At 73.6% G+C, this 25,329-nt stretch carries 26 protein-coding genes; 10 read left to right on the forward strand and 16 right to left on the reverse strand.

Annotation, left to right across the window (positions count from 1 at the left end; genetic code table 11):
- Positions 1-88: 88 nt before the first annotated feature.
- The 5 genes from ACZ6KO_RS21710 to ACZ6KO_RS21730 are packed head-to-tail and all read right to left on the reverse strand — an operon-like array spanning position 89 to position 5,272.
- Positions 89-748: an ABC transporter ATP-binding protein gene (locus ACZ6KO_RS21710; protein ID WP_469305623.1), complete on the reverse strand. Its 660-nt coding sequence runs from the start codon at positions 746-748 to the stop codon at positions 89-91.
- A complete protein-coding gene (locus tag ACZ6KO_RS21715; protein WP_469305727.1) occupies positions 741-1,646 on the reverse strand; it encodes an oligopeptide/dipeptide ABC transporter ATP-binding protein in 906 nt (301 codons plus the stop codon). The genes ACZ6KO_RS21710 and ACZ6KO_RS21715 overlap by 8 nt, the downstream gene beginning before the upstream one ends.
- A 44-nt stretch (positions 1,647-1,690) precedes the next feature.
- Positions 1,691-2,659, reverse strand: coding sequence for an ABC transporter permease (locus ACZ6KO_RS21720; RefSeq protein WP_469305624.1), 969 nt, complete (start codon positions 2,657-2,659; stop codon positions 1,691-1,693).
- The gene (locus tag ACZ6KO_RS21725) at positions 2,652-3,617 is read right to left on the reverse strand and encodes an ABC transporter permease (protein WP_469305625.1); all 966 of its coding nucleotides are present in this window, start codon (positions 3,615-3,617) and stop codon (positions 2,652-2,654) included. The genes ACZ6KO_RS21720 and ACZ6KO_RS21725 overlap by 8 nt, the downstream gene beginning before the upstream one ends.
- 53 nt (positions 3,618-3,670) lie before the next feature.
- The gene (locus tag ACZ6KO_RS21730; protein WP_469305626.1) at positions 3,671-5,272 is read right to left on the reverse strand and encodes an ABC transporter substrate-binding protein; all 1,602 of its coding nucleotides are present in this window, start codon (positions 5,270-5,272) and stop codon (positions 3,671-3,673) included.
- Between the two features lie 213 nt (positions 5,273-5,485).
- On the opposite strand from ACZ6KO_RS21730, the gene ACZ6KO_RS21735 reads away from it, so the two are divergent.
- Together ACZ6KO_RS21735 and ACZ6KO_RS21740 are read left to right on the forward strand one after the other, a co-directional pair.
- Positions 5,486-6,496: a fibronectin type III domain-containing protein gene (locus tag ACZ6KO_RS21735; protein WP_469305627.1), complete on the forward strand. Its 1,011-nt coding sequence runs from the start codon at positions 5,486-5,488 to the stop codon at positions 6,494-6,496.
- 159 nt (positions 6,497-6,655) lie between these two features.
- Entirely contained in the window at positions 6,656-8,677 is a 2,022-nt protein-coding gene (locus ACZ6KO_RS21740; RefSeq protein WP_469305628.1) for an ATP-binding protein, read from the forward strand.
- A 284-nt stretch (positions 8,678-8,961) separates the two neighbouring features.
- Here ACZ6KO_RS21740 and ACZ6KO_RS21745 read toward each other — a convergent pair whose 3' ends face one another.
- On the reverse strand, positions 8,962-9,153 hold the full coding sequence (locus ACZ6KO_RS21745) for a DUF5999 family protein (protein WP_401455596.1): 192 nt from the start codon (positions 9,151-9,153) through the stop codon (positions 8,962-8,964).
- A 156-nt stretch (positions 9,154-9,309) separates the two neighbouring features.
- Here ACZ6KO_RS21745 and ACZ6KO_RS21750 point away from each other — a divergent pair, with 156 nt between their 5' ends.
- Positions 9,310-9,744 (forward strand): SRPBCC family protein, encoded by a 435-nt coding sequence (locus ACZ6KO_RS21750; protein WP_469305629.1) that lies wholly within the window; start codon positions 9,310-9,312, stop codon positions 9,742-9,744.
- Positions 9,745-9,748: 4 nt separating this feature from the next.
- Here ACZ6KO_RS21750 and ACZ6KO_RS21755 read toward each other — a convergent pair whose 3' ends face one another.
- Positions 9,749-10,981: an acyl-CoA dehydrogenase family protein gene (locus tag ACZ6KO_RS21755; protein WP_469305630.1), complete on the reverse strand. Its 1,233-nt coding sequence runs from the start codon at positions 10,979-10,981 to the stop codon at positions 9,749-9,751.
- A gap of 189 nt (positions 10,982-11,170) precedes the next feature.
- Between ACZ6KO_RS21755 and ACZ6KO_RS21760 the strand changes: the two genes are divergently transcribed.
- Positions 11,171-11,815: a TetR/AcrR family transcriptional regulator gene (locus ACZ6KO_RS21760; RefSeq protein ID WP_469305728.1), complete on the forward strand. Its 645-nt coding sequence runs from the start codon at positions 11,171-11,173 to the stop codon at positions 11,813-11,815.
- Positions 11,816-11,861: 46 nt separating this feature from the next.
- Here the strand turns inward: ACZ6KO_RS21760 and def are convergent, their stop codons facing one another.
- Complete coding sequence (gene def / locus ACZ6KO_RS21765) at positions 11,862-12,404, reverse strand: peptide deformylase (RefSeq protein WP_469305631.1); 543 nt, start codon at positions 12,402-12,404, stop codon at positions 11,862-11,864.
- A 114-nt stretch (positions 12,405-12,518) separates the two neighbouring features.
- On the opposite strand from def, the gene ACZ6KO_RS21770 reads away from it, so the two are divergent.
- From ACZ6KO_RS21770 to ACZ6KO_RS21795, 6 genes are all read left to right on the forward strand, one after another.
- Complete coding sequence (locus tag ACZ6KO_RS21770) at positions 12,519-13,760, forward strand: MurT ligase domain-containing protein (protein WP_469305632.1); 1,242 nt, start codon at positions 12,519-12,521, stop codon at positions 13,758-13,760.
- 17 nt (positions 13,761-13,777) lie between these two features.
- Entirely contained in the window at positions 13,778-14,506 is a 729-nt protein-coding gene (locus ACZ6KO_RS21775; protein WP_469305633.1) for a type 1 glutamine amidotransferase, read from the forward strand.
- A gap of 205 nt (positions 14,507-14,711) precedes the next feature.
- Complete coding sequence (locus tag ACZ6KO_RS21780) at positions 14,712-15,737, forward strand: 6-phosphofructokinase (RefSeq protein WP_469305634.1); 1,026 nt, start codon at positions 14,712-14,714, stop codon at positions 15,735-15,737.
- Between the two features lie 91 nt (positions 15,738-15,828).
- Positions 15,829-16,785 carry a cytochrome c oxidase assembly protein gene (locus tag ACZ6KO_RS21785; RefSeq protein WP_469305635.1) on the forward strand — a complete coding sequence of 319 codons (957 nt, stop codon included), beginning with the start codon at positions 15,829-15,831 and terminating at the stop codon, positions 16,783-16,785.
- Between the two features lie 32 nt (positions 16,786-16,817).
- Complete coding sequence (locus ACZ6KO_RS21790) at positions 16,818-16,976, forward strand: hypothetical protein (protein WP_469305636.1); 159 nt, start codon at positions 16,818-16,820, stop codon at positions 16,974-16,976.
- A 112-nt stretch (positions 16,977-17,088) separates the two neighbouring features.
- Positions 17,089-17,799: a lysophospholipid acyltransferase family protein gene (locus tag ACZ6KO_RS21795; protein ID WP_469305637.1), complete on the forward strand. Its 711-nt coding sequence runs from the start codon at positions 17,089-17,091 to the stop codon at positions 17,797-17,799.
- 70 nt (positions 17,800-17,869) lie between these two features.
- On the opposite strand, the gene ACZ6KO_RS21800 is transcribed toward ACZ6KO_RS21795, so the two are convergent.
- The 8 genes from ACZ6KO_RS21800 to ACZ6KO_RS21835 all read right to left on the reverse strand — a co-directional run bounded on the left by ACZ6KO_RS21800 (position 17,870) and on the right by ACZ6KO_RS21835 (position 25,141).
- A complete protein-coding gene (locus ACZ6KO_RS21800; RefSeq protein WP_469305638.1) occupies positions 17,870-19,543 on the reverse strand; it encodes an alpha/beta hydrolase in 1,674 nt (557 codons plus the stop codon).
- 238 nt (positions 19,544-19,781) lie between these two features.
- Positions 19,782-20,570 (reverse strand): urease accessory protein UreD, encoded by a 789-nt coding sequence (locus ACZ6KO_RS21805; RefSeq protein ID WP_469305639.1) that lies wholly within the window; start codon positions 20,568-20,570, stop codon positions 19,782-19,784.
- The gene (ureG, locus tag ACZ6KO_RS21810; protein WP_469305640.1) at positions 20,567-21,262 is read right to left on the reverse strand and encodes an urease accessory protein UreG; all 696 of its coding nucleotides are present in this window, start codon (positions 21,260-21,262) and stop codon (positions 20,567-20,569) included. The genes ACZ6KO_RS21805 and ureG overlap by 4 nt, the downstream gene beginning before the upstream one ends.
- Positions 21,263-21,347: 85 nt before the next feature.
- Positions 21,348-22,022 carry an urease accessory protein UreF gene (locus ACZ6KO_RS21815; RefSeq protein WP_469305641.1) on the reverse strand — a complete coding sequence of 225 codons (675 nt, stop codon included), beginning with the start codon at positions 22,020-22,022 and terminating at the stop codon, positions 21,348-21,350.
- A 37-nt stretch (positions 22,023-22,059) separates the two neighbouring features.
- Entirely contained in the window at positions 22,060-23,781 is a 1,722-nt protein-coding gene (locus ACZ6KO_RS21820; RefSeq protein ID WP_469305642.1) for an urease subunit alpha, read from the reverse strand.
- Positions 23,774-24,085, reverse strand: coding sequence for an urease subunit beta (locus ACZ6KO_RS21825; protein ID WP_469305643.1), 312 nt, complete (start codon positions 24,083-24,085; stop codon positions 23,774-23,776). Before ACZ6KO_RS21825 ends, ACZ6KO_RS21820 begins: the two co-directional genes overlap by 8 nt.
- A gap of 12 nt (positions 24,086-24,097) precedes the next feature.
- Positions 24,098-24,400 (reverse strand): urease subunit gamma, encoded by a 303-nt coding sequence (locus ACZ6KO_RS21830; protein WP_401455566.1) that lies wholly within the window; start codon positions 24,398-24,400, stop codon positions 24,098-24,100.
- A 300-nt stretch (positions 24,401-24,700) separates the two neighbouring features.
- A complete protein-coding gene (locus tag ACZ6KO_RS21835; protein WP_469305644.1) occupies positions 24,701-25,141 on the reverse strand; it encodes an ATP-binding protein in 441 nt (146 codons plus the stop codon).
- Positions 25,142-25,329: the final 188 nt, after the last annotated feature.

The raw sequence follows: 25,329 nt of genomic DNA on the forward strand, positions 1-25,329 counted from the left end.
CATGGTGGCGCAGCGGGAGGGCCGGGCGGGCGTATGACGTGTCCGCCGTACGGGTGTTGACGGTCCGTGACGGGCACCGGCACCGGTGTCAGTCCTCGGCGATCTCGCTCCAGCGCGTCGTACGGTCGCACCAGCGGGCCAGCAGGACCGGGTCGTGCCCGACCGCGAGGAGTCCGGCGCCGGTCTCGGCGCGGTAGGCCTCGACGACGCCGACCAGGGCGGCCGTGGTCGAGGCGTCGAGCATCGCGGTCATCTCGTCGCAGACCAGCCAGCGCGGCCGCAGGACCAACGCACGGGCGAGGCAGGCGCGTTGCAGCTGGCCGTCGCTGACCTCGTGGGGGCGGCGCTCCAGCAGGCCGGCGCCGAGCCCGACCCGCTCGGCCAGCTCCCCCACGGCGGCGGTGGCCTCGCCGCGCCGCCCGGTGGCCCGCAGGGGTTCGGCGATCAGGTCGCGCAGCCGCAGCCGGGGGTCCGCGGAGAGCCGGGGCTGCTGGAAGACGACGCCGACGGCCGTGCGCAGCGCGCGCGGTGCGCGGTGGCGGTAGCCGGTGACGGGGGTGCCGTCGAGGGTGAGGGTGCCCCGGTCGGGGCGGTGCAGCAGGGCGGCGACCTTGGCGAGGGTGGACTTGCCGCAGCCGCTGGGACCGAGCAGGCCGACGGCCTCGCCGGGGCGCAGGGTGAGGTTCGCGCCCCGTACGACGGGGGGCGTGCCGTCGTAACCGGCGGTGATGTCGGTCAGCTCAAGCATGGTGGCAGGCCACTCCCTCGGTGAGTGCGGGCCGCCGCGCGGTGCAGGTGGCGTCCGCGCGGGCGCAGCGGGCGGCGAAGGCGCAGCCGGGTGGGAGGGCGCCGAGTTCGGGCGGGACCCCGGGTACGGGGCGGAACGCCCGCTCGGGCAGGGCGTCGAGGAGGCCGCGGGCGTAGGGGTGGCGGGGGCCGGGGTCGCCGAAGAAGGCGTCGGCCGGGGCGAGCTCGACCAGGCGGCCGGCGTACATGACGGCGACGGTGTCGGCGATGCGCTCGGCCGCCGTGAGGTCGTGCGTGATGAGCAGCAGGGCCCGGCCACCGTCGCGGGTGTGGGCGCGCAGTTCGTCGACGGTGCGTTCGACGAGGTCGCGGTCCAGACCCGTGGTGGGTTCGTCGGCGAGCAGGAGCGGGGCGTCGCCGATGAGCGCGAGGGCGGTGGCGGCGCGCTGGGCGAGGCCGCCGGAGAGCTGGTGGGGGTAGTGGTCGAGGTGGGTGCGGGGGAACGCGGCCCGCTCGGCCGCCGCCTCGGCGGCGGCGCGCAGCCGGTCCCCGCGCCCGCGGCGGGTGCCGGCCTCGCCCAGGGCGCGGACGGTCTCCTCCAGGTGGGCGCGGACGGTGCGGACCGGGGTGAGGTGGGCGGCCGGGCTCTGCGGGACGAGGCCGATCCGGCGGCCGCGGACGGTCCGGGCGAGCGTGCGCTCGCCGGCGGTCACCAGGTCCAGGCCGTGGGCGAGCCGGGCGTGGCCGGCGGTCTCGGCGTTCGCGGGCAGCAGCCCGAGCAGCGCGGAGGCCAGCACGGACTTGCCGCACCCGCTCTCGCCGACGAGGGCCAGGCACTCCCCGGCGCCGAGCCGGAAGCTGACGTCGCTGACGGCGGCGACGTACGCCCCGCGGCCCATCCGGAACCGCACGTGCAACCGCTCGACGTCGAGCACGGGAGGGTTCACAGCGTCAGCTCCGAGCGGCGGCGGGGGTCGAGGCGGTCGCGCCACGCGGAGGCGAGGGCGGCGATCGCGAGGGTGGGCAGGACCAGCAGGAGCCCGGGGAAGAGGGCCGGCCACCAGTCGCCCGCGAGCAGGGAGCCGCGGGCGGACTGCACCAGGGTGCCCAGGCTCGCCTGGTGGGCGGGCAGGCCCAGGCCCAGGAAGGACAGCGCCGACTCGTGCCACATCGCGTGCGGGATCATCAGCACCGCGGCCAGCGCGGCCTGCGGGAGCACCCCCGGCACCAGGTGCCGGACGGCGATCCGCCACCGCGAGGCGCCGCCCGAGACGGCCGCGTCGAGATACGGCCGGGACCGCAGCGAGAGCACCTCGGCGCGCACGATACGGGCGGTCGACAGCCAGTGGGTCAGCGCCACCGACACCACCACCGGCCATACCCCCGGCCGGAACAGCGCGACGACGAAGATGCCCAGCAGCAGGTGGGGTACGGACGAGAAGGCGTCGACCACCCTCATCAGCAGCCGGTCCGTCCAGCCGCCGAGCGCCGCCGCGGCCGCGCCCACCGCCGTGCCGACGACGGTGGCGACCACCGCGGCCACCACGCCCACGAGCAGCGAGACCCGCAGGCCGTAGACGCACCTCAGGAGCAGGTCCCGGCCCATGTCGTCGGTCCCGAAGGGGTGCGCCCACGACGGCGGCCGCAGCCGGGCCGCCAGGTCCACTGCCTGCTGGTCCAGCTGGACCAGGGGCGGCACCAGCGCCACGGCCAGCACCAGGCACGCCATCAGGCCGGCCGAGGCCGCGATGCGCAGCCGGCGCGGCGAACGGCCCGGCCGGCCGTACGTCCGCCAGGCGATCCCCGGCCCGGCGGCAGCCGCGGACCCGGTCGTCGCCGTGGTCCCGTCCGCCGTGGTCCCGGTCGTCGCCGTTGTCCCGGTCGTCGCCGTGGTCCCGGTGGGCTCAGCCATCGAAGCCCACCCTCGGGTCCGCCAGCCCGTACAGCAGGTCGGAGAGGAGGTTGCCCACCAGCACCGCCGCCGTGGCCAGCACGGTGAGCGCGGCCAGCAGCGGGAAGTCCACGGCGGTCGCGGCCTGCACGGTGGCGGCGGCGATGCCGGGCCAGCTGAAGACGGTCTCGACCAGCAGCGCGCCCGTGATGAGCTCCGGGACCCGCGAGCCGATCAGCGTCAGCATGGGCAGCATGCCCGCGCGCAGCCCGTGGCCCAGCAGGACCGTGCGTTCGGCGAGGCCGCGGGCGCGCGCGCCGCGCACCGGGTCCTCGGCCAGCGCGTCGGCCACGCCCTGGCGTACGTAGAGGTAGAACCAGGGGAGCTGGGACAGGCCCAGTACCGCCGCCGGCAGGACCAGGTGCGTGAGCACCTGGCCGGCGGTGACGGTGTCGCCGGCGGCGTCGGTGAGTCCGCCCGAGGGCAGTACGCCCAGGCGTACCGAGAACAGCCAGATCGCCAGCAGTCCCAGCCAGAACGCCGGCGCGGCCTCCAGGGTGTACGCCAGGCCCGAGACCGCGCGGTCCAGGCCGCCGCCCGGCCGGCGGGCGGCGAGCACCCCGAGCGCCGTGCCCAGCAGCACGGCGGCGGCGAACGCGGTCGCGGCGAGCAGGACCGACCATCCCAGCCGCCCCGTGATCACGTCGGCGACCGGCTGGCGCATCACGGCGGAGGTGCCGAGGTCGCCGGTGAGGGCCGAGGTCAGCCAGTCCCACCAGCGTTCGGCCAGCGGCCGGTCCACGCCGAGGTTGGCGCGCAGCTGGTCGAGGTCGCGCCCGGAGGCGGTGAGTCCGGCCGTGCCGGCGTACGCCTTGACCGGGTCGAAGGGGGACAGCGCGGCGACCGCGAAGACCCCGAAGGTGACGGCGAGCAGGACGGGGCCGGCGAACAGGGCGCGCCGCCCTGCCATCCGGGCCATCGGCCCCCAGGGCAGGGCGGCACCACGGCGTCCGGACGCCTCGGGGCGAAACGTCACTGCTTCGGCTTCCAGTTCTCCACGTTCCACCACGGGCCGGCGCCGAGACCGTGGTCGTGCGGCTCGACCTGCGTGGTCAGGGGGCCGCCGTCGGGGCCGGTCCACCGGTCGCCGACGACGTACAGGTGGTCGATGTGGGTGAGGAAGACGTAGCCGGGGTTCTTGACCAGCTCGCGCTGGACGGTGTCGTACGCCGTCTTGCGCGCCGCCGGGTCGGCGCTGCGGCGGGCGTCCTCCAGGGCCGCGTCCACGACCGGATTGTCGTACCGGGCCATGTTGTTGAAGCCGTCGCCGCCGAGGGCGGCCTTGAGCAGCAGGTACTGGTCGAAGTCGGGGTCGGCCGGGGAGCCGCCGCCCGCGAGGACGGCGTCGGTCCTCATCCGCGGCTCGATGACCTCCCAGGTGCCGGCCTCGACCTTGACCTCGACGCCGGCCTTCTTGGCGTCGGAGGCGAAGGCGAGGGCGTGGTCCTGGCGGATCTTGTCGCCGGAGGTGTACCAGAGGGGGAAGGAGGCGCGGACGCCGTCCTTCTCCCGGATGCCGTCGGCGCCGGGCCGCCAGCCCGCCTCCTCCAGGATCCGCTGCGCCTGCGGCAGGTCGTGGGCGCGCTCGGTGCCGGCGGTGAACCAGGGACTGTCGGTGGGGACGGGCCCGTACGCCGGCCTGCCCGCGCCCTCCAGCAGCCGGTCGACCATGGCCCCGCGGTCCACGGCGAGGTCCAGCGCCCGGCGCACCGCGACGTCACCGGTGACGTTGTTGTGCGTCGGCAGGGTCACGTTGCGGTAGTCGAAGGACTTCGCGGCGTACGTCGTGCGGCCCTTGTCCTTCTCGAACCCCTTGGCCAGGTTCGGCGGCAGGATCGCGGCGTCGAGCTCGCCGGAGCGCAGCCGGGTCGCGCGGACGTCGTCGTCCTTGACGACGGCCATGGTGAACTTCTTCACCGCCGGCGCGCCGCCCCAGTAGGCGGGGTTGGCGGCGAAGCTGAGCTTCTCCCCCTTGGACCAGCCGGTCAGGACGTACGGCCCGGTGCCGACCGGCCGGGTGGTGAAGTCGCCGCTGTTGACGTCCTGCCGGCCCGCGACGTGTTCGGGGGCGATCGGCAGCACGGTCCGCTCGGCGAACGGCGCGTAGGGGTACTTCAGTGTGAAGACGACCGTGTCCGGGCCCTGTTCCCGCACGTCCGCGATCGCGTCGAGCTCGGTCTTGGAGGCGTTGTTCGTCTTCGCGTCGAGGATGGTGCGGTAGGTGAAGACCACGTCCTTGGCGCCGAAGGGCCGGCCGTCGCTGAAGGTCACGCCCTGGCGCAGCCGGTAGGTGTAGGTCAGCCCGTCCGCGGAGACCTCGGGGAGGGCGACCGCCAGCGCGGGCCGCAGCCGCATCTGCGCGTCGTGCGTCAGCAGCCCGTCGAAGATCTTGGAGTTGCCGTCCTTGCCGTAGCCCAGCAGCGGGCTGAGGGTCTCCGGCTCGTTGGCGATCCCGACGACGGCGGTGTCCGCGGCGGCGGACCCGCCGGCGGGGTTCGAGCAGGCCGCCGTGCTCGCGATGAGTGCGGCGGCCAGTGTCGTCGCGGCCACTGCTCGTACGGTCCGGGCCGTCATGCTGTGCACATCCCTGTATGGCTGGTCTTCGCTGTACTTATGGTCATCCGCTGTTGCGAACGACTCGCAATAATGTCAGACCGGGTCAGAGAGCGACGAACCCGGTCACACGCCACCCCTTCTCCCCCGGGTCCCGCCCGGCTTCCCCCACGGGTCTTGTCCGGCACCCGCACCCCGTGCCATATATGTCTAGACCTTTACGAGGGAGGGCTGGTGGGACCCCTGCGCCCCGCGCCGTCCGCGGGGCCGTCGCGCCCCGCGCGACGCGCCGCCGTGATCGCGGCGGCCCTGGCCGCCCTGGCCGCGCCGCTCGCCCTGGCCGGGTGCGACGGCGCTCCCGCCGCCGACACCCTGCCGCCGCCCGCCCCCGCCGGGCTGACCGCCCAGGCGGGCAGCGCCACCAGCGTGCACGTGATGTGGCAGGCGGCCGGCCACGCCGACGGGGTCACCGGCTACCAGGTGTTCCAGGGCGGTGACCTGGTACGGGAACTGCCGGCCGCCACGACCATGGTGGACATCACGGGTCTCGCGCCACAGACCGCGTACGCCTTCTCGGTACGCGCCCGGGACGCCGCCGGAAACGTTTCCGCACCTGGCGCCCCGGTCAGTGCCACCACCCCGGCCGCCCGGCCCGAGGACGTCACGGCACCCACCGCCCCGGCCACCGCCGAGGGCCGGGCCGAGGGCCCCCGCAGCGCCCGGCTGGCGTGGGGCCCGGCCACCGACGACACGGCCGTCACGGCGTACGACGTCTACCAGGGCGGCGTACGGATCCACACGGCCGGCGGGAGCGAGACCGCCACCCTCCTGACCGGGCTGCAGCCCGACACCGTCTACACCTTCACCGTCCGGGCCCGGGACGGAGCGGACAACTCCTCGCCCGACGGCCCGCCGGTGGAGGTGACCACGGCTCCCGCCGGCGGCCGGGGCCCCGGCACGGCACCCGCCGGTTTCACGGCCACCGCCGCCCCCGGCTCGGTCACCCTCGCCTGGGACCCGCCCGAGGTGGGTCGGGCCACGAGCGAGTACGAGCTGCACGTCGACGGACGCCCCACCACGGTGATCCAGTTCGGCGCGGGCGCGGTGCCCGCCGGCCGGGCCGAGCACCGCCTCACGGTGACCGAACCCGCCGGTACCGTGTGGCGGGTGAAGCTGCGCGCACGCCTGCCCGACGGCAACTGGGGGGCGTTCTCCGCCGAGCGCACCGTCACACTCACCCCTTGAGGACCGCCGCACCCGTTGTCCACGCACGGCTACGGATCTGTCCGTTCGGGTCTCCCGGGCGCGAAGATCGCGCAGAATACCTCCGTGTGCGGTGAGTACTCGGTCAACTACGGTCGGAGCGGTGACATCGACGGTGAATCTGAGCCAGACTCGGGCGCCGTGCTGGGGAATCCGCCGCCGGAGATGGCGAGCTTCGTCGGCCGGGAGCGCGAACTCGGCCATCTCGACACGCTGTTGCGCGAGCAGCGGCTCATCACGCTCACCGGAGTGGGCGGCGTCGGCAAGAGCCGGCTCGCCCTGCGCGCCGTCCGCGACCGGCGCCAGGCCCGGCCCGACGGCGTGTGGTGGGTGGACCTCTCGCCGCTGCGCGACCCGGGCCTGCTCACCGCGACCGTCGCCCACGCCCTCGGCATGGCCGAGCACTCCCCCCGCTCCCCCGACGAGGAGCTGTGCGCCTGGCTGTCCGACAAGGAGCTGCTGGTCGTCCTCGACACCTGCGAGCACCTGGTCGCCGCCTGCCGGCACCTCGTGGGCGAACTGCTGCAGTCGGCCCCCGGGCTGACGGTCCTGATCACCTCCCGCGAACCGCTCGGCTGCCCCGGCGAGACCCTGCTCGACGTCCGCCCGCTGCCCACCGACGGAGCCGACAGCGACGCCCTCGCCCTCTTCCGCGACCGCGCGCTCACCGCCACCCCGCTCGCCGTCGCCACCTTCAGCGACCCGGCCCGCACCGCCGTCGCCGCCGAGCTGTGCCGGCGCCTCGACGGCATCCCGCTCGCCCTGGAACTGGCCGGCGCCCGGATGCGGCGGTGGCCGCTGGAGCAGCTGGCCGAGCGGGTCGACGCCCGCTTCGAGCTCCTGTGCGACACGCGCAGCGCGCTGCTGCCGCGCCACCGGACCCTGCGGACGGCGATCGGCTGGAGCCACGAACTGTGCGAGCCGCTGGAACGGCTGCTGTGGGCCCGGCTGTCGGTGTTCGCCGGGGACTTCGACCTGGCCGCGGCCCGTGCCGTCTGCTCGGGCGGCCCGCTGCCCGCGTCCCGGGTGGAGCGGGTCCTGGCGGGCCTGGTGGCCAAGTCCGTGGTCCGGTGCACCGAGGAGCGCGGGGCGGGACCGCGCTACCGGATGCTGGACACCATCTGCGAGTACGGCCACGGATGGCTGACCGAGCTGGACGAGGTCGGCACGGTCACCGACCGGCACGCCCACTGGTACGCGGCGCTGGCCCGTGCCGGCGCCCAGGGCTGGCTGGGCCCGCAGCAGCTGGACTGGTCCCGCCGGATGGCCGCCGACCACACGCAGCTGCGCACCGCGCTGGAACACCTGCTGGGCACCGACCCGGTGGCGGCCCTGGAGATGGCCGGCTCGCTGTGGTTCTTCTGGTTCGCCTGCGGGCACGGGCACGAGGGCAAGGCCTTCCTGGAGCGGGCGCTGCGGGTCGGCCCGCGGACGGGGGCCGCGTACACGCAGGCGCTGTGGGCGCTCGGCCTGACCTGCCTGCTGCGCGGGGAGCTGACGGAGGCCCTGGCGTGGGGGCGGTTGTGCACCCGGGCCGCGGAGCAGCTCGCGGACCCGGAGCGGGAGCTGAGGGCGGCCTACCTGACGTCGGTGGCGGTGCTGATGCCCGGCGATCCGGTGCGGGCGCTGGGGCTCGCGGGCCCCGCGGCGCGCGCGGGGTACGGGGGGCCGCCCACCGGTCCCGGGTGGCTGCTGTGCCGGCTGTCCACCGCGTACGCGCTGTGCGTCCTCGGCCGGTACGAGGAGGCGGCCGACGAGGCGCGGGGGCTGCGCGAGGCGTGCGCGGAGCTGGGCGAGCGCTGGCTGCGGGCGTACGCGGACTACGTGCTGGCGGTGGCCGCGCTGCGGCTCGGGCAGTACGGGGAGGCGGCCCGGCACGTACGGGCGATGCTCTCGGGCAAGCGGCTGCTGGGCGATCGGCTCGGGATCGCGCTGGGCCTGGACCTGCTGGCGGCCGCGACGGCGGCGCTCGGCGACGGCGAGCTCGCGGCGCGGCTGCTGGGCACCGGGCACGCCTGGTGGCGCACCGTCGGGCTGCCGCAGATGGGCTCCCCGTCCCTGGCGGACGTGCGGGACGAGGGCGAACGCCGGGCCCGGGCCATGATCGGGGACGAGGCGTACGAGAGCGCCTTCCGCGGCGGCGCGTCGGCGCCCACCGGCTGAGCGGGGACGGCGGCGCCCACCGGCTGAGCGGGGACGGCGGCGCCCACCGGCTGAGCGGCCGGGGCTGCGGTCACCGGCTGAGCGGCCGCAGCCGCCGCCATGGCACGGACCGCGCGGGACACGGCGGCCGGCCGGGTTGCCGGTACCGCTCCTGCCGCGGTCGGGTTCGGGGCTCCCGTCAGTACGGGAGGGGTCTGCCCGACGGGGTACGCAGGTCCAGATCCCTCGGGGCCGGCTTCGGCACGGGCTTGCGGATCATCTGCTGGCGCATCGGCCGCCCCCGATCAGACCAGGGCCGGGACGGGCCGGTGGGGGTCCACCGTACGGCCGTCGGGCAGCAGTTCGCCGGTGTCGTCGAAGACCACGGCCCCGTTGCAGAGCAGACTCCATCCCTGTTCGGGACGGGAGGCGACGATGACGGCCGCTTCACGGTCGGCACTGTCGGCGGACGGGCAGGGGGGCTGGTGGGAGCACATGGGGCGCACCTCCTCGCAGTGTGGGGCGGAGGGCCGGTGGTCATCCGGTCGGTACCGCGATCCACGATGGCTCGGAGTATTGCCGATCACGTCCCCCGGGCGGAACCCATATTCGAGGTCCAGTTCAGGGTGCGCACGCCCGGTTACGATCCGTTCATGACCGCCATCCGGATCGTGCGCCGCAGTGATCTTCCGCCGGACGAGGCCTGGCGGCGGCTCACGGACTGGGAACGCCATGGGGCATATGTCCCGTTCACCCGGACGGTGATCGAAACGGCGCCGCCCACGCACGCCGGGACGGTCTTCACGGCGCGGACGGGCGTGGGAAGGCTCACAGTCGACGACCGGATGGAGGTCACCCTCTGGCGGCCGCCGTCCGGGGACGCCGGCGGGCTGGTCCGGCTGGACAAGCGCGGGCGGGCGGTCCGGGGGTGGGCGGAGCTGGAGGTCCGCCCCGCCCCGGCCGGCGGATCGCGGCTGCTCTGGCGCGAGGAGCTGCGGCTGCGCGGCCTCCCCCGGATCCTCGACCCCGCCGTGGCGGCCGCGGGCCACCTGCTCTTCAGCAGGGTCCTGGACCGGCTGCTGCGCTGAACGGCTACCGGATGGGCATCCCGGACAGGGTGCGGGCGATCACCAGCCGCTGGATCTCGCTCGTCCCCTCGAAGATCGTGTAGATGGCGCTGTCGCGGTGCATGCGCTCCACCGGGTACTCGCGGGTGAAGCCGTTGCCGCCGAGGATCTGGACCGCCTGGGCGGTGACCTTCTTGGCGACCTCGCTCGCGTAGAGCTTGGACATCGAGCCCTCGGCGGAGGTGAAGGGCCGCCCGGCGCTCGCCATCCAGGAGGCCCGCCAGACCAGCAGCCGGGCCGCGTCGATCTGGGTCCGCATGTCGGCGAGCTGGAAGGCCACGCCCTGGTTGTCGATGATCGGGCGGCCGAACTGCGTCCGCGTCCTGGCGTAGTCGAGCGCGACCTCGTACGCGGCGCGCGCCGTGCCGACGGCCATGGCGCCGACCGCCGGGCGGGAGGCCTCGAAGGTGGCCATCGCGGCGTTCTTCACGCGCTCGCCGCCGCCACCGGCCTTCGCCCGCTCGCGGGCCCGCGCGAGCCGCTCGTCCAGCTTCTCCTTGCCGCCGAGGAGGCAGGAGCCGGGGACCCGGACGTCCTCCAGCACCACCTCGGCGGTGTGCGAGGCGCGGATGCCGTGCTTCTTGAACTTCTGCCCCTGGGAGAGGCCGGCGGTGCCCGGCGGCACGATGAAGGAGGCGTGGCCCTTGGTGCCGAGCTCGGGGTCGACGACGGCCACGACGATGTGGACGTTGGCGATGCCGCCGTTGGTGGCCCAGGTCTTGGTGCCGTTCAGGACCCACTCGTCCTTGGCCTCGTCGTAGACCGCGCGGGTGCGCATGGCGCCGACGTCGGAGCCGGCGTCCGGCTCGGAGGAGCAGAAGGCGGCGACCTTCACGTCGTCGGGGGTGCCGTACATCTGGGGGATCCAGGTGCCGATCTGCTCCTCGGTGCCGTTGGCGACGACGCCGATGGCGGCCAGGCCCGTGCCCACGATGGACAGCGCGATGCCCGCGTCACCCCAGAAGAGCTCCTCCATGGCCATCGGGATGCCGAGGCCGGAGGGGTCGAAGAACTGCTGGGCGTAGAAGTCCAGGGAGTAGATGCCGACCTTGGCGGCTTCCTGGATGACGGGCCACGGGGTCTCTTCGCGCTCGTCCCACTCGGCGGCCGCGGGGCGGATCACGTCGGCGGCGAAGCCGTGGATCCACTCCTTGACCTCCTTCTGTTCGTCGCTCAGCTCCATGGTGAATTCCGCCATGACCCCTCCACAATGTACGTTACCTACGGTAACCCTAGCAGCGGGGGCCAGTGTGTTACCGATGAGTAGGAACTGTCAATGCCCCTGATCGTCCCGATCGGCCGCCCGCCGGATTCGATCGTGATGGTGTGCGGGGTGTTACGTTGCGTGGGCGTCACGCACCACAGCAAGGGCGGGGAGATACACGTCATGGAGAGCACGCAGCAGACCGACCAGCAGGGAACGGCGGAACGCCGGCGGCGGGAGCTGCTCGAAGCGGCCGACCGGGTCGTCCTGCGCGACGGACCGAAGGCGTCCATGAACGCCATCGCGGCCGAGGCGGGCATCACCAAGCCCATCCTCTACCGACACTTCGGCGACAAGGCGGGCCTCTACCAGGCCCTGGCCGTCCGCCACACCGACGCGCTGCTGGACTCGCTGCGCGCGGCCCTGGACGCCCCCGCCGAGCGGCGGCGCCGGGTGGAGGCCACCCTCGACACCTACCTGGCCGCGATCGAGGCCCGTCCGCAGGTCTACCGGTTCCTGATGCACCCGGCCGAGGACAGCCACGCCGCCGAGCGCGGCTTCGACGTCGGCCTGCACTCGGCGCCGCTGCTGCGCCGGCTCGGCGAGGAGCTGGCCAAGGTGATCGCCGAGCGCGTCGACCTGGGTCCGGACGGCGAGGAGCTGGCCCGGGTGTGGGGCCACGGGATCGTCGGCATGATGCACGCCGCCGGGGACTGGTGGCTGGGCGAGCGGCCGTGCGGTCGGGCGGCGCTGGTGGGCGGACTCACCGACCTGCTGTGGGGGCGGCTGGCGACGGCGGGCAACCGGGCCGACGGCCCGGGCTTCTGACGGCGGCGGGCCCGCGGCGTTACGCGACGACGGCGGGCCCGCGGCGTTACGCCGGGGACCAGGGCGCCCGGCGGATCGCCCGCCGCAGCCGCTTCGCCCGGAACCCGGTGACGCGGTCGGCGTACACGGTGCCGTCGAGGTGGTCGCACTCGTGCTGGAGGCAGCGGGCGAAGAACCCGGTGCCCTCGATCCGTACGGGCGCGCCGTCCGAGGTGACCCCCTCGACCACGGCGCGGTCGAACCGGGCCGTGCCGGCCTCCAGGCCGGGCAGCGACAGGCAGCCCTCGGGGCCGAGGACCTCGATGCCGTCGGCCTCGACCAGGCGCGGGTTGACGATGTGCCCGAGGTGGCGCACGTCCTCGTCGTCGGGGCAGTCGTAGACGAACACCCGCTGGTCCACACCGACCTGGTTGGCGGCCAGCCCCACGCCCTCGGCGGCGTACATCGTGGCGAACATGTCCTCGATGAGCCGGTCGAGGGCCGGACCGAACTCGGTGACCTCCCGGCACGCCGAGTGGAGCACCGGATCGCCCAGCAGGCTCATGGTGCGGACGAGACCTGAGGTACCGGGGATCGGGCGCTGTCGCATGGCCGCAAGAGTACGTCGGGTGACTGTATGAGCTTTTCAAAGGGCGCCGCGGTCTGGCGGCCGACGGGTTCTGGATAGGCTGGGCCCGGGACCGACCCAAGGAGGAACAGGACGATGGCAGGCAACACGGAGCCGCTTTCGCCGCGCGCCAAGCTGGCCGTGACGGCGGGGAAGGCCGCGGCGGCGGTGTCGCGGGCCGCGGGACGCGGAAGCGGATCGGTGATCGGGGGCAAGGTCGCGCTCAAGCTCGACCCCGATCTTCTCGGCGCGCTGGCGCAGCATCTCGATGTCGTCCTCGTGTCGGCGACGAACGGCAAGACGACGACGACCCGCCTGATCGCGGAGGCACTGCGCGCGAGCGGCCCGGTCGTCTCCAACGCGCTGGGCGCGAACATGCCGGCCGGCATCACCTCCGCCCTCGCGGGCGGTACGGACGCCAAGTACGGCGTGATCGAGGTCGACGAGAAGTACCTGGCCGGGGTGGCCCGCGACGTGACGCCGAAGGCGATCGCGCTGCTGAACCTCTCCCGCGACCAGCTGGACCGCGCCGCCGAGACCCGCATGCTGGCGGAGAAGTGGCGCGAGGGCCTGTCGGGCTCCAAGGCCGTCATCATCGCCAACTGCGACGACCCGCTGATCGTATGGTCGGCGTCGTCCTCGCAGAACGTGGTGTGGGTGGCCGCCGGGCAGGAGTGGAAGGACGACGCCTGGTCGTGCCCCTCCTGCGGCGGTGTGATGCAGCGTCCGGGCGACGACTGGTTCTGCGGCGAGTGCGGCTTCCGCCGCCCGGCCCCGAGCTGGGTGCTCTCGGGCGACCACGTGCTCGACCCGCACGGCTCGGCCTGGCCGATCCACCTGCAGCTGCCCGGCCGCGCCAACAAGGCCAACGCCGCCACCTCGGCCGCGGTCGCCGCGGTCTTCGGGGTGCCGCCGCAGGTCGCGCTGGAGCGCATGTACCAGGTGCAGGCCGTGGCCGGCCGCTACGACGTGGTCAGCTTCCAGGGCCGCGAGCTGCGCCTGCTGCTCGCGAAGAACCCGGCGGGCTGGCTCGAAACGTTTTCGCTGATCGACCCGCCGCCGACGCCGGTGATCCTGTCGGTCAACGCGCGCGGCGCCGACGGCACGGACACCTCCTGGCTGTGGGACGTGGACTACCCGCGCCTGGCCGGCCACCCGATCTTCGTGATCGGCGACCGCAAGCTGGACCTGGCCGTCCGCCTGGACGTGGCGGGCCTGGACTTCCGCGTCTGCGAGACCCTCGACGAGGCCGTGCAGCTGGCGCCGCCCGGCCAGATCGAGCTGATCGCCAACTACACCGCCTTCCAGGACGTGCGTCGCCGCGTCGGCAACCAGTAACCCCTAAGGACATGAGCATGAGCGACAACAGCCTGCGTCTGGTGTGGGTCTACCCGGACCTGCTGAGCACGTACGGAGACCAGGGCAACGCCCTGGTGGTCGAGCGCCGGGCCCGCCAGCGCGGTCTGGACGTCCAGCGCGTGGACGTCCGCAGCGACCAGCCGATCCCCACCTCCGGGGACATCTACCTGATCGGCGGCGGCGAGGACCGGCCCCAGCGGCTGGCCGCCGAGCGCCTGCTGCGCGACGGCGGCCTGGAGCGCGCCGTCTCCAACGGGGCGATCGTCTTCTCCGTCTGCGCCGGCTACCAGATCCTCGGTAACGAATTCGTCAACGACATGGGCCAGCGCCAGCAGGGTCTCGGCCTGCTCGACGTGGTCACCGTGCGCGGCGAGGGCGAGCGGTGCGTCGGTGACGTCCTGGCCGACATCGACCCGCGCCTGGGCCTGCCCCAGCTGACCGGGTTCGAGAACCACCAGGGCGTCACGCACCTCGGCCCGACGGCCAAGCCCTTCGCCCGCACCCGGCTGGGCCGCGGCAACGGCACCGGCGACGGCACCGAAGGCGCGTACAACGACACGGTGTTCGGCACCTACATGCACGGCCCCGTGATGGCGCGCAACCCGCAGATCGCGGACCTGCTGCTGAAGCTGGCCCTCGACGTGAACGCGCTGCCGCCGACCGACGACCGGTGGTACGAGGCGCTGCGCGCCGAGCGGATCTCGGCGGCCACGCAGCCCGCGTAGCCCGCCCGCGGACCCGCGCGGTTCACCCGCCGTACGGCCCGGATTCCCCTGGGGGGATCCGGGCCGAGGTCATTTCGTACGACCGGTCCGCCCACTATGTGGAGGATGGTTCAGTCCAGCGCCGATCCGCTTGTAGGGTGGCGGGTAGTTCCAACCGGACGACGTGGTCCGGTCGTCGGCCCACGTTGCAAAGGTTCTTCCTGCCATGCGCATTGGTGTGCTCACTTCCGGCGGCGACTGCCCCGGCCTCAATGCCGTCATCCGTTCCGTCGTGCACCGCGCCGTCGTCGACCACGGTGACGAGGTCATCGGCTTCCACGACGGGTGGAAGGGCCTGCTGGAGTGCGACTACCGCAAGCTGGACCTGGACGCCGTGGCCGGCATCCTGGCCCGCGGCGGCACCATCCTCGGCTCCTCCCGGGTCCAGCCCGCGCACCTGCGCGACGGTGTCGAGCGGGCCCGCGGCCACGTCGCCGACCTCGGCCTGGACGCCATCATCCCGATCGGCGGCGAGGGCACCCTGAAGGCGGCGAACCTCCTCTCCCAGGGCGGCCTGCCGATCGTGGGCGTGCCCAAGACCATCGACAACGACATCGCGTCCACCGACGTCACCTTCGGGTTCGACACCGCCGTCGGCGTGGCCACCGAGGCCCTGGACCGCCTCAAGACCACTGCCGAGTCGCACCAGCGCGTGATGGTCGTCGAGGTCATGGGCCGGCACACCGGCTGGATCGCCCTGCACTCGGGCATGGCCGCCGGCGCCCACGCCATCGTCGTACCGGAGCGCCCGTTCGACATCGACGAGCTCACGTCGATCGTCGGCGAGCGGTTCTCCGCGGGCAAGCGCTTCGCCATCGTCGTGGTCGCCGAGGGCGCCAAGCCGCGCCCCGGGTCGATGGACCTGGAGGAGGGCGGCAAGGACATGTACGGCCACGAGCGCTTCGTCGGCATCGGCAACCGGCTCGCCGTCGAACTGGAGGCCCGCCTGGGCAAGGAGGCCCGCCCGGTCATCCTCGGCCACGTCCAGCGCGGCGGCACCCCGACCGCGTACGACCGGGTGCTCGCCACCCGCTTCGGCTGGCACGCGGTGGAGGCCGCGCACCGGGGCGAGTTCGGCATGCTGACCGCACTGCGCGGCACGGAGATCGAGATGGTGCCGCTCGCCGACGCCGTGCAGAGCCTGAAGACGGTCCCCGCCGAGCGGTACGCCGAGGCGCAGAACGTTCTGTGACCTTTACCCCTCTTCGGTACGGCCCCCGAGCGCGATCACGCTCGGGGGCCGCATTACTGTAGGGGGGCACCACGGTCAAGGGAGTGAACAGATGGATCACAGCGGGCACGGCATGGACATGGAGATGGACCTGCCGCCGTTCACTCTCGGACGCGGGCTGGAGTTCTCCTTCGACGCCTTCTTCCTGTTCGGCTCGCTGATCGGCCTCGCGCTCTACGCCTGGGGCGTGCTGCGGCTGCGCCGGCGCGGCGACTCCTGGCCGCTGGGCCGGACCGTCGCCTTCGTCTCCGGCGTCCTGACCATCGCCCTGGTGATGTGCACCAAGCTGAACGACTACGGCATGGTCATGTTCAGCGTGCACATGGTGCAGCACATGGTGATCAGCATGCTCTCGCCGATCCTGCTGCTGCTCGGCGCCCCGGTGACCCTGGCGCTGCGGGCGCTGCCGCCGGCCACGCGCGGCCACAAGGGTCCGCGGGAACTGCTGCTGATGCTGCTGCACAGCCGCTACATGCGGGTGATCACCCATCCGGTCTTCACGATCCCGATGTTCATCGCCAGCCTGTACGCCCTGTACTTCACGCCGCTGTTCGACACCCTGATGAGCAGCAAGCCCGGCCACATCGGCATGATGGTCCACTTCCTCGCCGTCGGCCTGATCTTCTTCTGGCCGATCATGGGCGTGGATCCCGGCCCGCACCGGCCCGGCTACATCATGCGGATGCTGGAGCTGTTCGCGGGCATGCCGTTCCACGCCTTCTTCGGCATCGCGCTGATGATGGGCAGCGAACCGATGATCTCCACGTACGCGAACCCGCCCGCGTCGCTCGGCATCGACGCCCTCCAGGACCAGCAGTGGGCGGGCGGCATCGCGTGGGCGTTCAGCGAGATCCCCTCGGTGCTGGTGCTGATCGCGCTGGTCTTCCAGTGGTACCACTCGGAGCAGCGGGCAGCGAAGCGCGCCGACCGGGCCGCCGACCGTGACGGGGACAAGGAGCTCGAGGCGTACAACGCGTATCTGGCCTCGCTCCAAGCGCGTGGCCAGTAGCGCGGCGGCATCCTCAGGCGCCACCATGGGGCATGACCGGATCTGTGAAGGTGATGGCGATCCTGACCTTCGCCGCCCTGGTGGTCGTCGCCGGGTATTCGGTGGTGCTCGGCAGTAACGGCTGGCTGTGGTTCGGCTGGATCGTGCTGGGCCTGCTGACCGCCGCCATGGCCGCTTCCAGCAAGTCCTGACCGCCGCTGCGGCCCCCGCGCGCGGTGGGTTCGTCCGGCCCTGCCCTGCCTCGACTGACGGTCCGTAGGATGGTGGCGAAGGCCAGGAACGAACGGCGACGGGAGCGACCGGTTGTTCTACCACCTGCTCAAGCATGTCCTGCTCGGCCCGCTGCTGCGGCTGCTGTTCCGGCCCCGCATCGAAGGGCTGGAGAACATTCCGCCGACCGGGGCCGCGATCGTCGCGGGCAACCACCTGTCGTTCTCCGACCACTTCCTGATGCCGGCCATCCTCAAGCGGCGCATCACCTTCCTGGCGAAGGCCGAGTACTTCACCGGGCCCGGTGTGAAGGGGCGGCTGACGGCCGCGTTCTTCCGCAGCGCCGGGCAGATCCCGGTGGACCGCTCCGGCAAGGAGGCCGGGCAGGCGGCGATCCGTGAGGGCCTGGGTGTCCTGTCCAAGGGCGAGCTGCTGGGGATCTACCCCGAGGGCACCCGCTCGCACGACGGCCGGCTCTACAAGGGCAAGGTGGGCGTGGCCGCGATGGCCCTGGGCGCCGGCGTACCCGTGATCCCCTGCGCGATGGTCGGTACGTTCGAGATCCAGCCGCCGGGCCAGGTGGTACCGAAGATCCGCCGGGTGACCATCCGCTTCGGCCGGCCGCTGGACTTCTCCCGGTACGCCGGGATGGAGGGCGAGAAGGCGGTCCTGCGGGCGATCACGGACGAGATCATGTACGCGATCCTCGGCCTGTCCGGGCAGGAGTACGTCGACCGGTACGCCGCCGAGGTCAAGGCCGAGGAGGAGGAAGAGCGGAAGAAGGCCCGGCGCCGCACGCGCTGAGCCCTTCCCCGCACCGGCCCCGTACCGGCCGCGCCGCCCCCGGTGCCGGGGGTGGCGCGGCCGGCGCGCGTCACCGCCGGGGCAGGACCGGGAGGTCCGCCTCGGGGGCGTCGGCCGGGGCCGGGGCCAGCGACCGGGCGGAAGCCGCGGCCGGCGGGACCGGGGTGGCGTGCGGGTCGCACGTCACATCACGGGCGTCGACCGCGCCGGTGAGCAGGTAGCTGTCCACCCGGTCGTTGACGCAACTGTTCTTCAGGCCCGTGACGCCGTGCGAGCCGGCGTTCCTCTCGGTGATCAGGCGCGAGCCGGCCAGCCGCCGGTGCAGCTCGACGGCGCCCTCGTACGGGGTGGCGGCGTCGCGCTCGGACTGGACGATCAGTACGGGCGGCAGCCCGCGCCGGGTCCCGACCTCCACCGGGGTGTGCTGCTCGCTGCGCCAGGTCGCGCACGGCAGGTTCAGCCAGGCGTTGGCCCAGGTCAGGAACGGGTAGTCGCGGTGCAGCCGGGTGTTGTCGCGGTCCCAGCGCGACCAGTTCGTCGGCCACTTCGCGTCGGCGCACTCCACGGCCGTGTAGACGGCGTTGCCGTTCTCCGCGGCCGCGTTCCCGGCGGTGTCGGACAGGTCCGGGGCGATCGCGTCGACCAGTGCCTGCGTGTCACCGGCCAGGTAGGCGCTCCAGGTCCGGGCCACCGGGACCCAGGAGGAGTCGTAGTAGGGGGCGCTCTGGAAGAATCCGGTGAGCTCCGCCGGGCCCACCACGCCGCCGATCGGAGCGGCCTTGGCGGCAGCCCGCAGCTCCTGCCACTTGGCCTCGACCTTCTCCGGGGTGTCGCCGATGCGGAAGACGGCGTCGTGCCGGGCGACCCAGGCCTTCCAGTCGTTCCAGTCGTTCCAGCGCATCTGGAAGGCGACGTCCTGGTCGAGGTTGGCCTGGTACCAGATCTTCTCCTTCGACGGGTTGACCACGCTGTCGACGACCATGCGGCGCACGTGGGTCGGGAAGAGCGTGGCGTAGACCCCGCCGATGTACGTGCCGTACGAGACGCCGAGGAAGTTGAGCTTCTTCTCGCCCAGGGCGGCGCGGATGACATCGAGGTCGCGCGCGGTGTTCGGGGTGGTCATGTGCGGCAGCATCCAGCCGCTGCGCTCGGCGCAGCCGTCCGCGTACTCGGCGGCCAGCTTGCGCTGGGCCCGCTTGTCCGCCTCGCCGTCCGGCACCGGGTCGGCCTTGGGCACCTTGACGAACTCCTGCGGGTCGACGCAGGAGATGGGCGTGGAGCGGCCGACACCGCGCGGGTCGAAGCCCACGAAGTCGTAGGCCTTGGAGGTGTTGGTCCACAGCGGGTTCTTGGTGGTGACCCGGCGCGGGAAGCGCAGGCCGGAACCGCCCGGTCCGCCCGGGTTGTAGACGAGCGCGCCCTGCCGCTCGGCCGGCGTCCCGGTGTTGCCGATCCGGTCGACGGCGAGCTCGATGGTCCGCCCGAACGGCTTGGCGTAGTCGAGCGGCACCGTGACGAAGCCGCACTGGATGGGCTTCTCCAGGCCCCAGTCCGCCGGGCAGTCCTTCCAGTCGATGCCGGTGCGGGCCGCGCGGGCGGCGGCGATCTGCACGCCCACCGCCTCCGGGACGCCGCGGTCGCCGCGCGTCTGCGCGGCGCCGGCGGGCGGCGCGAGGAGCAGGCCGGCGGCGAGCGTCGCGGTGATCAGAGTGGCAGCGCTGCCCAGCGCCGCGGTACGTATCACGTGATGGATCCCCCTGCGTCGGATGTGGCCGTGGACGGCCGGCCGGTTGGTCAGTTGGCCGGTTGGCCGGTTGGCCGGTTGGCCGGTTGGCCGGCAGCAGGGGGATCCTTGCGTCTGGGCCGCCGCGGGCGACAGTGCGCCACCGGGTTCTTTGCCAACCCGATATTCGGGGGCGGCGGTACCGCTCAGCGGTGCCGGGCCGGCACCCCGGCTTGCGGCGGACGGGCCGTCAGCGGCCTTACGGGGCCGGATCCGTGTCCAGGACGGTGCTCAGGGCGCTGTCCAGAACGGCGCGCAGCGCCAGCGCGTCCGGGGCCAGGGCCGTGACCAGGACGGCGGGACCGGCCAGCGGGGTGAGCGCGGCGCACTCGCCGAGCAGCGCGGCCACCGGCGGGTGCTCCTCGAACGCCGGGTCCACGACCAGGAGCTGACCGAGCGCCCGGTGCCCCGCGAGGCCCGCCGGGCCGTCCCAGCCGCCGGGGGCGCCCGGTCCGCAGGCCACCTCCTGGTCCAGCAGCGGCCGGCCGTCCCGCGTCACGGTCAGCCGGCTGCGCAGCAGGCCCGGCGCCTCACCGGTACGGCCGAGCACCTGCTCCTCGCGCAGCACCAGCCGGGCGGTGGGCGCCAGCCGTACCGCGGTGCGGACCCGCAGGTCGCTGCCGCGGACCGAGACCAGGGGCTCCGGCAGCCAGCTCAGGGTGGCGTCCGCGGCCACGTCGAGCCGGGTCTCGTAGTGGGCCGGTGCCCCGTCCCGGCCGGGCAGGGCCAGGGTGGCGGCGGCCGAGCGGAGCGTGAGGCGGGCGCCGGGGCCCACGGTGGCCTCGACGCCGAGCCGGTCCCCGCCCAGGGGTGCGCTCATCGCCCCGACCAGGGTGACCGCGGCCCCGGGGCCGCTCGCCCGGGTGCGCCGCAGGGCCAGGGGGCCCTCACCGGCGAGCAGGGGCAGCGCGGTGCCGCCGCGGCCGTCGGCCACCGCGCCGATCCGGGCGGTGGCGCGCACCCCGCCGAGCGGGGGCGCCGCGGTCACCGTGCGGCCCAGACGGCGATCCGCTCGCGCACCCAGGCCGCGACCGGCGCGACCCCCTCCGGGCCGCGCAGGGACTGGAAGGTGACGGGGAGTCCGCCGCGCTGGTCGGCGGCGTCGCGGGCCATCCGGTCCAGGTCGGAGCCGACGTACGGGGCGAGGTCGGTCTTGTTGACGATGAGCAGGTCGGCGGTGGTGACGCCAGGTCCGCCCTTGCGCGGGATGTCGTCGCCGCCGGCCACGTCGATGACGAAGATCTGGGCGTCGACCAGGCCCCGGGAGAAGGTGGCGGTGAGGTTGTCGCCGCCGGACTCGACGAGGACGAGGTCCAGCGGGGCGCTCTCCCGGAAGGCCTCCTCCAGTTCCTCGACGGCCTCCAGGTTGGCGGAGATGTCGTCGCGGATGGCGGTGTGCGGGCAGGCGCCGGTCTCGACGGCGGTGATCCGCTCGGGCGGCAGCACCGCCTCGCGCAGCAGGAACTCGGCGTCCTCGCGGGTGTAGATGTCGTTGGTGACCACGGCCATGGACAGTTCCGTGCGCAGGGCGCGGCACAGGGCGGCGACGGTGGCGGTCTTGCCGGAGCCGACGGGTCCGCCCAGCCCGATGCGCAGGGCGCGGCGGCTGCCGTCGGGCCGCGTGGGCGCGGCGCTGTGGGTGTGGCGGCGCGGGAAGGCCACGGCGTGGTCGAGATGCACGGCGACTCCTTGAGAAGCATCCGGGGGTGGCGGGGGTGGCGGGGGTGATGGAGGTGGCGGGGGTGGTACCGGCGGTGCGGGGCGGTCAGGAGGCGAAGAGGCGTACCGGCCAGTCGGCATGGGCTTGCGCCATGATGTCCAGCAGCGGCGCCGAGGCGGCCGGCAGCGCCCCCGGCCCCTCCCGCCGGGCCACGAGCGCGGCGGCCGCCGCCTCCTCGGCGACCGCGTCGAGTGCCGGGGCCAGCCGGGCCAGCACCCCGCTCGCTTCGAAGGGGTCCAGCCCCAGCAGCCGTACGGTCGCGGTCGCCGGTCCCCCGACGCTCTCGTACGCCGCCACGTGCGCGGCGTCCAGGGCGCCGAGACCGGCGGCGCGGGCGGTGACGCCGAGCACGACCGGCTGGTGGGCGCCGCGCGGGAAGGCGGCGGCCAGCTCCTCCAGTGCGGGCGCGGGCCAGGTGGCGCGGGCGGCGCGCAACAGCTGCCGCCCCAGCCTCCGGGCCGCCGCGCGCAGGGCGGGGGACGGCGTGCGGGCGTCGGCGGCGGCGTCCAGGCCGGCCGGATCCATGCCGAGGGCGGCGGCCGCGGCGAGGGCGGCCGCGACCAGTCCGGCGGTGTGCAGCCGGCCCCGGCAGAACTCCTCCAGGGTGTCCGCGTCGTGGATCCGGCCGGCCCTGACGGCGGCCTCGGCCCCGCCGGAGTGGGCGTGGCCCCCGGCGGGGAAGCGCCCGTCGGCGAGGACGAGCAGGGCGGCGCGGCTCATGGCCGGCCGCCTCTCGGGAAGGGTGTCGCCGTGGCCATCAGAAGAGGAAGTAACGCTGGGCCATCGGGAGTTCGGCGGCGGGTGCGGGTTCCACGACCTCCCCGTCGATGGTCACGGTGAAGGTGTCGGCGTCGACGTCCACCCGGGGCCGGGCGTCGTTCTCCCGCATGTCGGCCTTGGTGACCTTGCGGGTGCTCTCGATCGCCGCGAACGCCTTGCCGAGCCCGAGCCGCTCCGGCAGCCCGTCGTCGAGGGCGGCCTGCGCGGTGAAGTTGAGGGAGCCCAGCGCCGCGGCGCGCCCGTGCGCTCCGAACATCGGCCGCGGCAGCACCGGCTGCGGGGTGGGGATGGAGGCGTTGGCGTCGCCCATCTGCGCGTACGCGATCTGCCCGCCCTTGATCACCAGCTGCGGTTTGACCCCGAAGAAGGCGGGCTCCCACAGCACGAGGTCGGCGAGCTTGCCCCGTTCCACCGAGCCGATCTCCCGGGCCAGGCCCTGGGCCACGGCCGGGTTGATCGTGTACTTGGCGACGTAGCGGCGGGCCCGGTGGTTGTCGGCCGGTCCGTCGCCGGGGAGGAAGCCGCGCCGCTTCTTCATCACGTGGGCGGTCTGCCAGGTGCGCAGCACCACCTCGCCGATCCGGCCCATGGCCTGGGAGTCGGAGGAGATGATCGAGATGGCGCCGAGGTCGTGCAGGACGTCCTCGGCGGCGATGGTCGAGGGCCGGATCCGGGACTCGGCGAAGGCGAGGTCCTCGGGGACGGCCGGGTTGAGGTGGTGGCAGACCATCAGCATGTCGAGGTGTTCCTCGACGGTGTTGAGGGTGTGCGGACGGGTCGGATTGGTGGAGCTGGGCAGCACGTTGGGCTCGGAGACCACGGTGATGATGTCGGGCGCGTGCCCGCCGCCCGCGCCCTCGGTGTGGTAGGCGTGGATGGTGCGTCCGGCGATCGCGCCGAGGGTGTCGCCGACGAATCCGGCCTCGTTGAGGGTGTCGGTGTGCACGGCGAGCTGGGCGCCGGTCTCCTCGCACACGCCGAGACAGGCGTCGATGACGGCGGGGGTGGCTCCCCAGTCCTCATGGATCTTGAAGCCGAGGGCGCCGCCGCGCAGCTGGGAGTGCATGGCCTCCCGGGACATGGTGTTGCCCTTGCCGAGCAGGCCGATGTTGACCGGGTGGCCGTCCAGCGCCGCGAACATCCGGGCCAGGTGCCAGGGCCCGGGGGTGATGGTGGTCGCCTTGGTGCCCTCGGCGGGGCCGGTGCCGCCGCCGACCAGGGTGGTGACGCCGCTGGCGAGGGCCGCGTCGAGGAGGGTCGGGGAGATGAAGTGGATGTGGGCGTCGACGGCGCCCGCGGTCACGATCTTCCCGTTGCCGGAGATGATCTCGGTCTCCGGGCCGATGACGAGGGCGGGGTCGACGCCGTCCATGGTGTCGGGATTGCCGGCCTTGCCGATGCCGCAGATCCGGCCGTCGCGGATGCCGAGGTCGGCCTTGACGACGCCCCAGTGGTCGAGCACGACCACGCCGGTGATCACCGTGTCGGGGGCGCCCTCGGCGCGGGTGGTGCGGGCCTGGCCCATGGACTCGCGGATCACCTTGCCACCGCCGAACACCGCCTCGTCGCCGGCCCGTCCGGGGCCGCCGCTCAAGTCGTCCTCGATCTCCACGAAGAGGTCGGTGTCGGCGAGCCGGATGCGGTCGCCCGTCGTGGGCCCGAAGAGGTCGGCGTACGCCTGCCGGGAGAGCTCAGCCATCGAGCGGCCCCCCGGTCTCGCCGCGCAGGCCCGGTACGGTGCGCAGGCCGCCCAGCGGTACGAGTTCCACCTCGACCGGGATGCCCGGCTCGAACCGGACGGCGGTGCCGGCCGCGATGTTGAGGCGCAGCCCGCGGGCGGCCGGGCGATCGAAGTCGAGGCCGGGGTTGGCCTCGGCGAAGTGGTAGTGCGAGCCGACCTGGACGGGCCGGTCGGCGGCGTTGAGGACGGTCAGGCAGGTGACGGTACGGCCCTGGTTGAGGGGCACCGGCGCGTCCGCGAACCGGATCTCTCCGGGGATCATGGGCGGGGCCCTTCAGACGATGGGGTCGTGGACGGTGACGAGCTTGGTGCCGTCCGGGAAGGTGGCCTCGACCTGGACGTCGTGGATCATCTCGGGGATGCCGTCCATGACCTCGGAGCGGCTGAGGACCGTACGGCCGGAGGCCATCAGCTCGGACACGGTCCGGCCGTCCCGGGCGCCCTCGAGGATGTGCGAGGTGATCAGGGCGATCGCCTCGGGGTGGTTCAGGCGTACGCCGCGCGCCCGGCGCCGTTCGGCTACGTCGGCGGCGACGTGGATGAGCAGTCTCTCCTGCTCGTGCGGTGTGAGTTGCACACGAATCACCCAGCTTCCGGGACATGATCAGTTGCGCGCCGTCGGAGACCTTAGCCTCCGTCAACGCTCTGTTGACCAGCGCATTTCCATGCAAGGCAGGTCCTTGCCCAACGAGGAGCAAGGCTTTCCGTCCCCCCTACGGACGCTTTGCCGCCGCATGAGTGATCATTGACGGAAGGCCGCGTCGGCCACGTTAGGGTGGGCACTTTTCCGTCGAGTTAACTCACGTTTCGAAAGGGCACCCGGTTCAGCGGCCCGGCCGCCCTCGGAGCCCGGATCGTCGACGATCGGTGCGTCGCGTCAGGCGACCGGGGAGCCGGCTCCGACGGTCCAGGGCAGCGCGATCCACACCGTCTTGCCGCCCTCCGCGGTGGGGCTCACCGACAGCCGACCGCCCGATTCCGCCGCGAGCCAGCGGATGATCACCATGCCGCGGCCGTTGTCCTGCTGGACGGCGGCCGGGAGCCGCCTGGGCCAGCGCGGGTGGCTGTCGGTGACGCCGATGCGCAGGGTCTCCTCGCGCTCCAGGCGCATGTCGACTGTGAACGTGGGCGACTGGCCGAAGGTGTGCTGCACGGCGTTGGTGGTGAGTTCGGAGACGATCAGCCGGATGCTCTCGCCGATCTCGGCGCCGTCCGGCAGTCCCCATTCGGCGAGGACGTCCGCGACGAAGCGGCGGGATGCGGAGACCGAGGCGGGATCGCTCGGCAGAGTGACGGAGGCTTCCTGGTGATCTGCCATGGCGCGGTCCCTTTCCCACCAGGGCGAATCGCCCCGGATCTGTGCTGACCGCCAGAGTGCCACTCCTCGCCCCACCACGTCGGCCGTTCCCCCAAGATATGCATATATCTGTCGCTCGATGCGGTGAACTCTGCTACGGAAGACCGTATTTGGACGGCAGACTGGTGCGACCTGTGCCGGTGGGAAGG

The organism is Streptomyces sp. NPDC042102 (assembly GCF_055582305.1).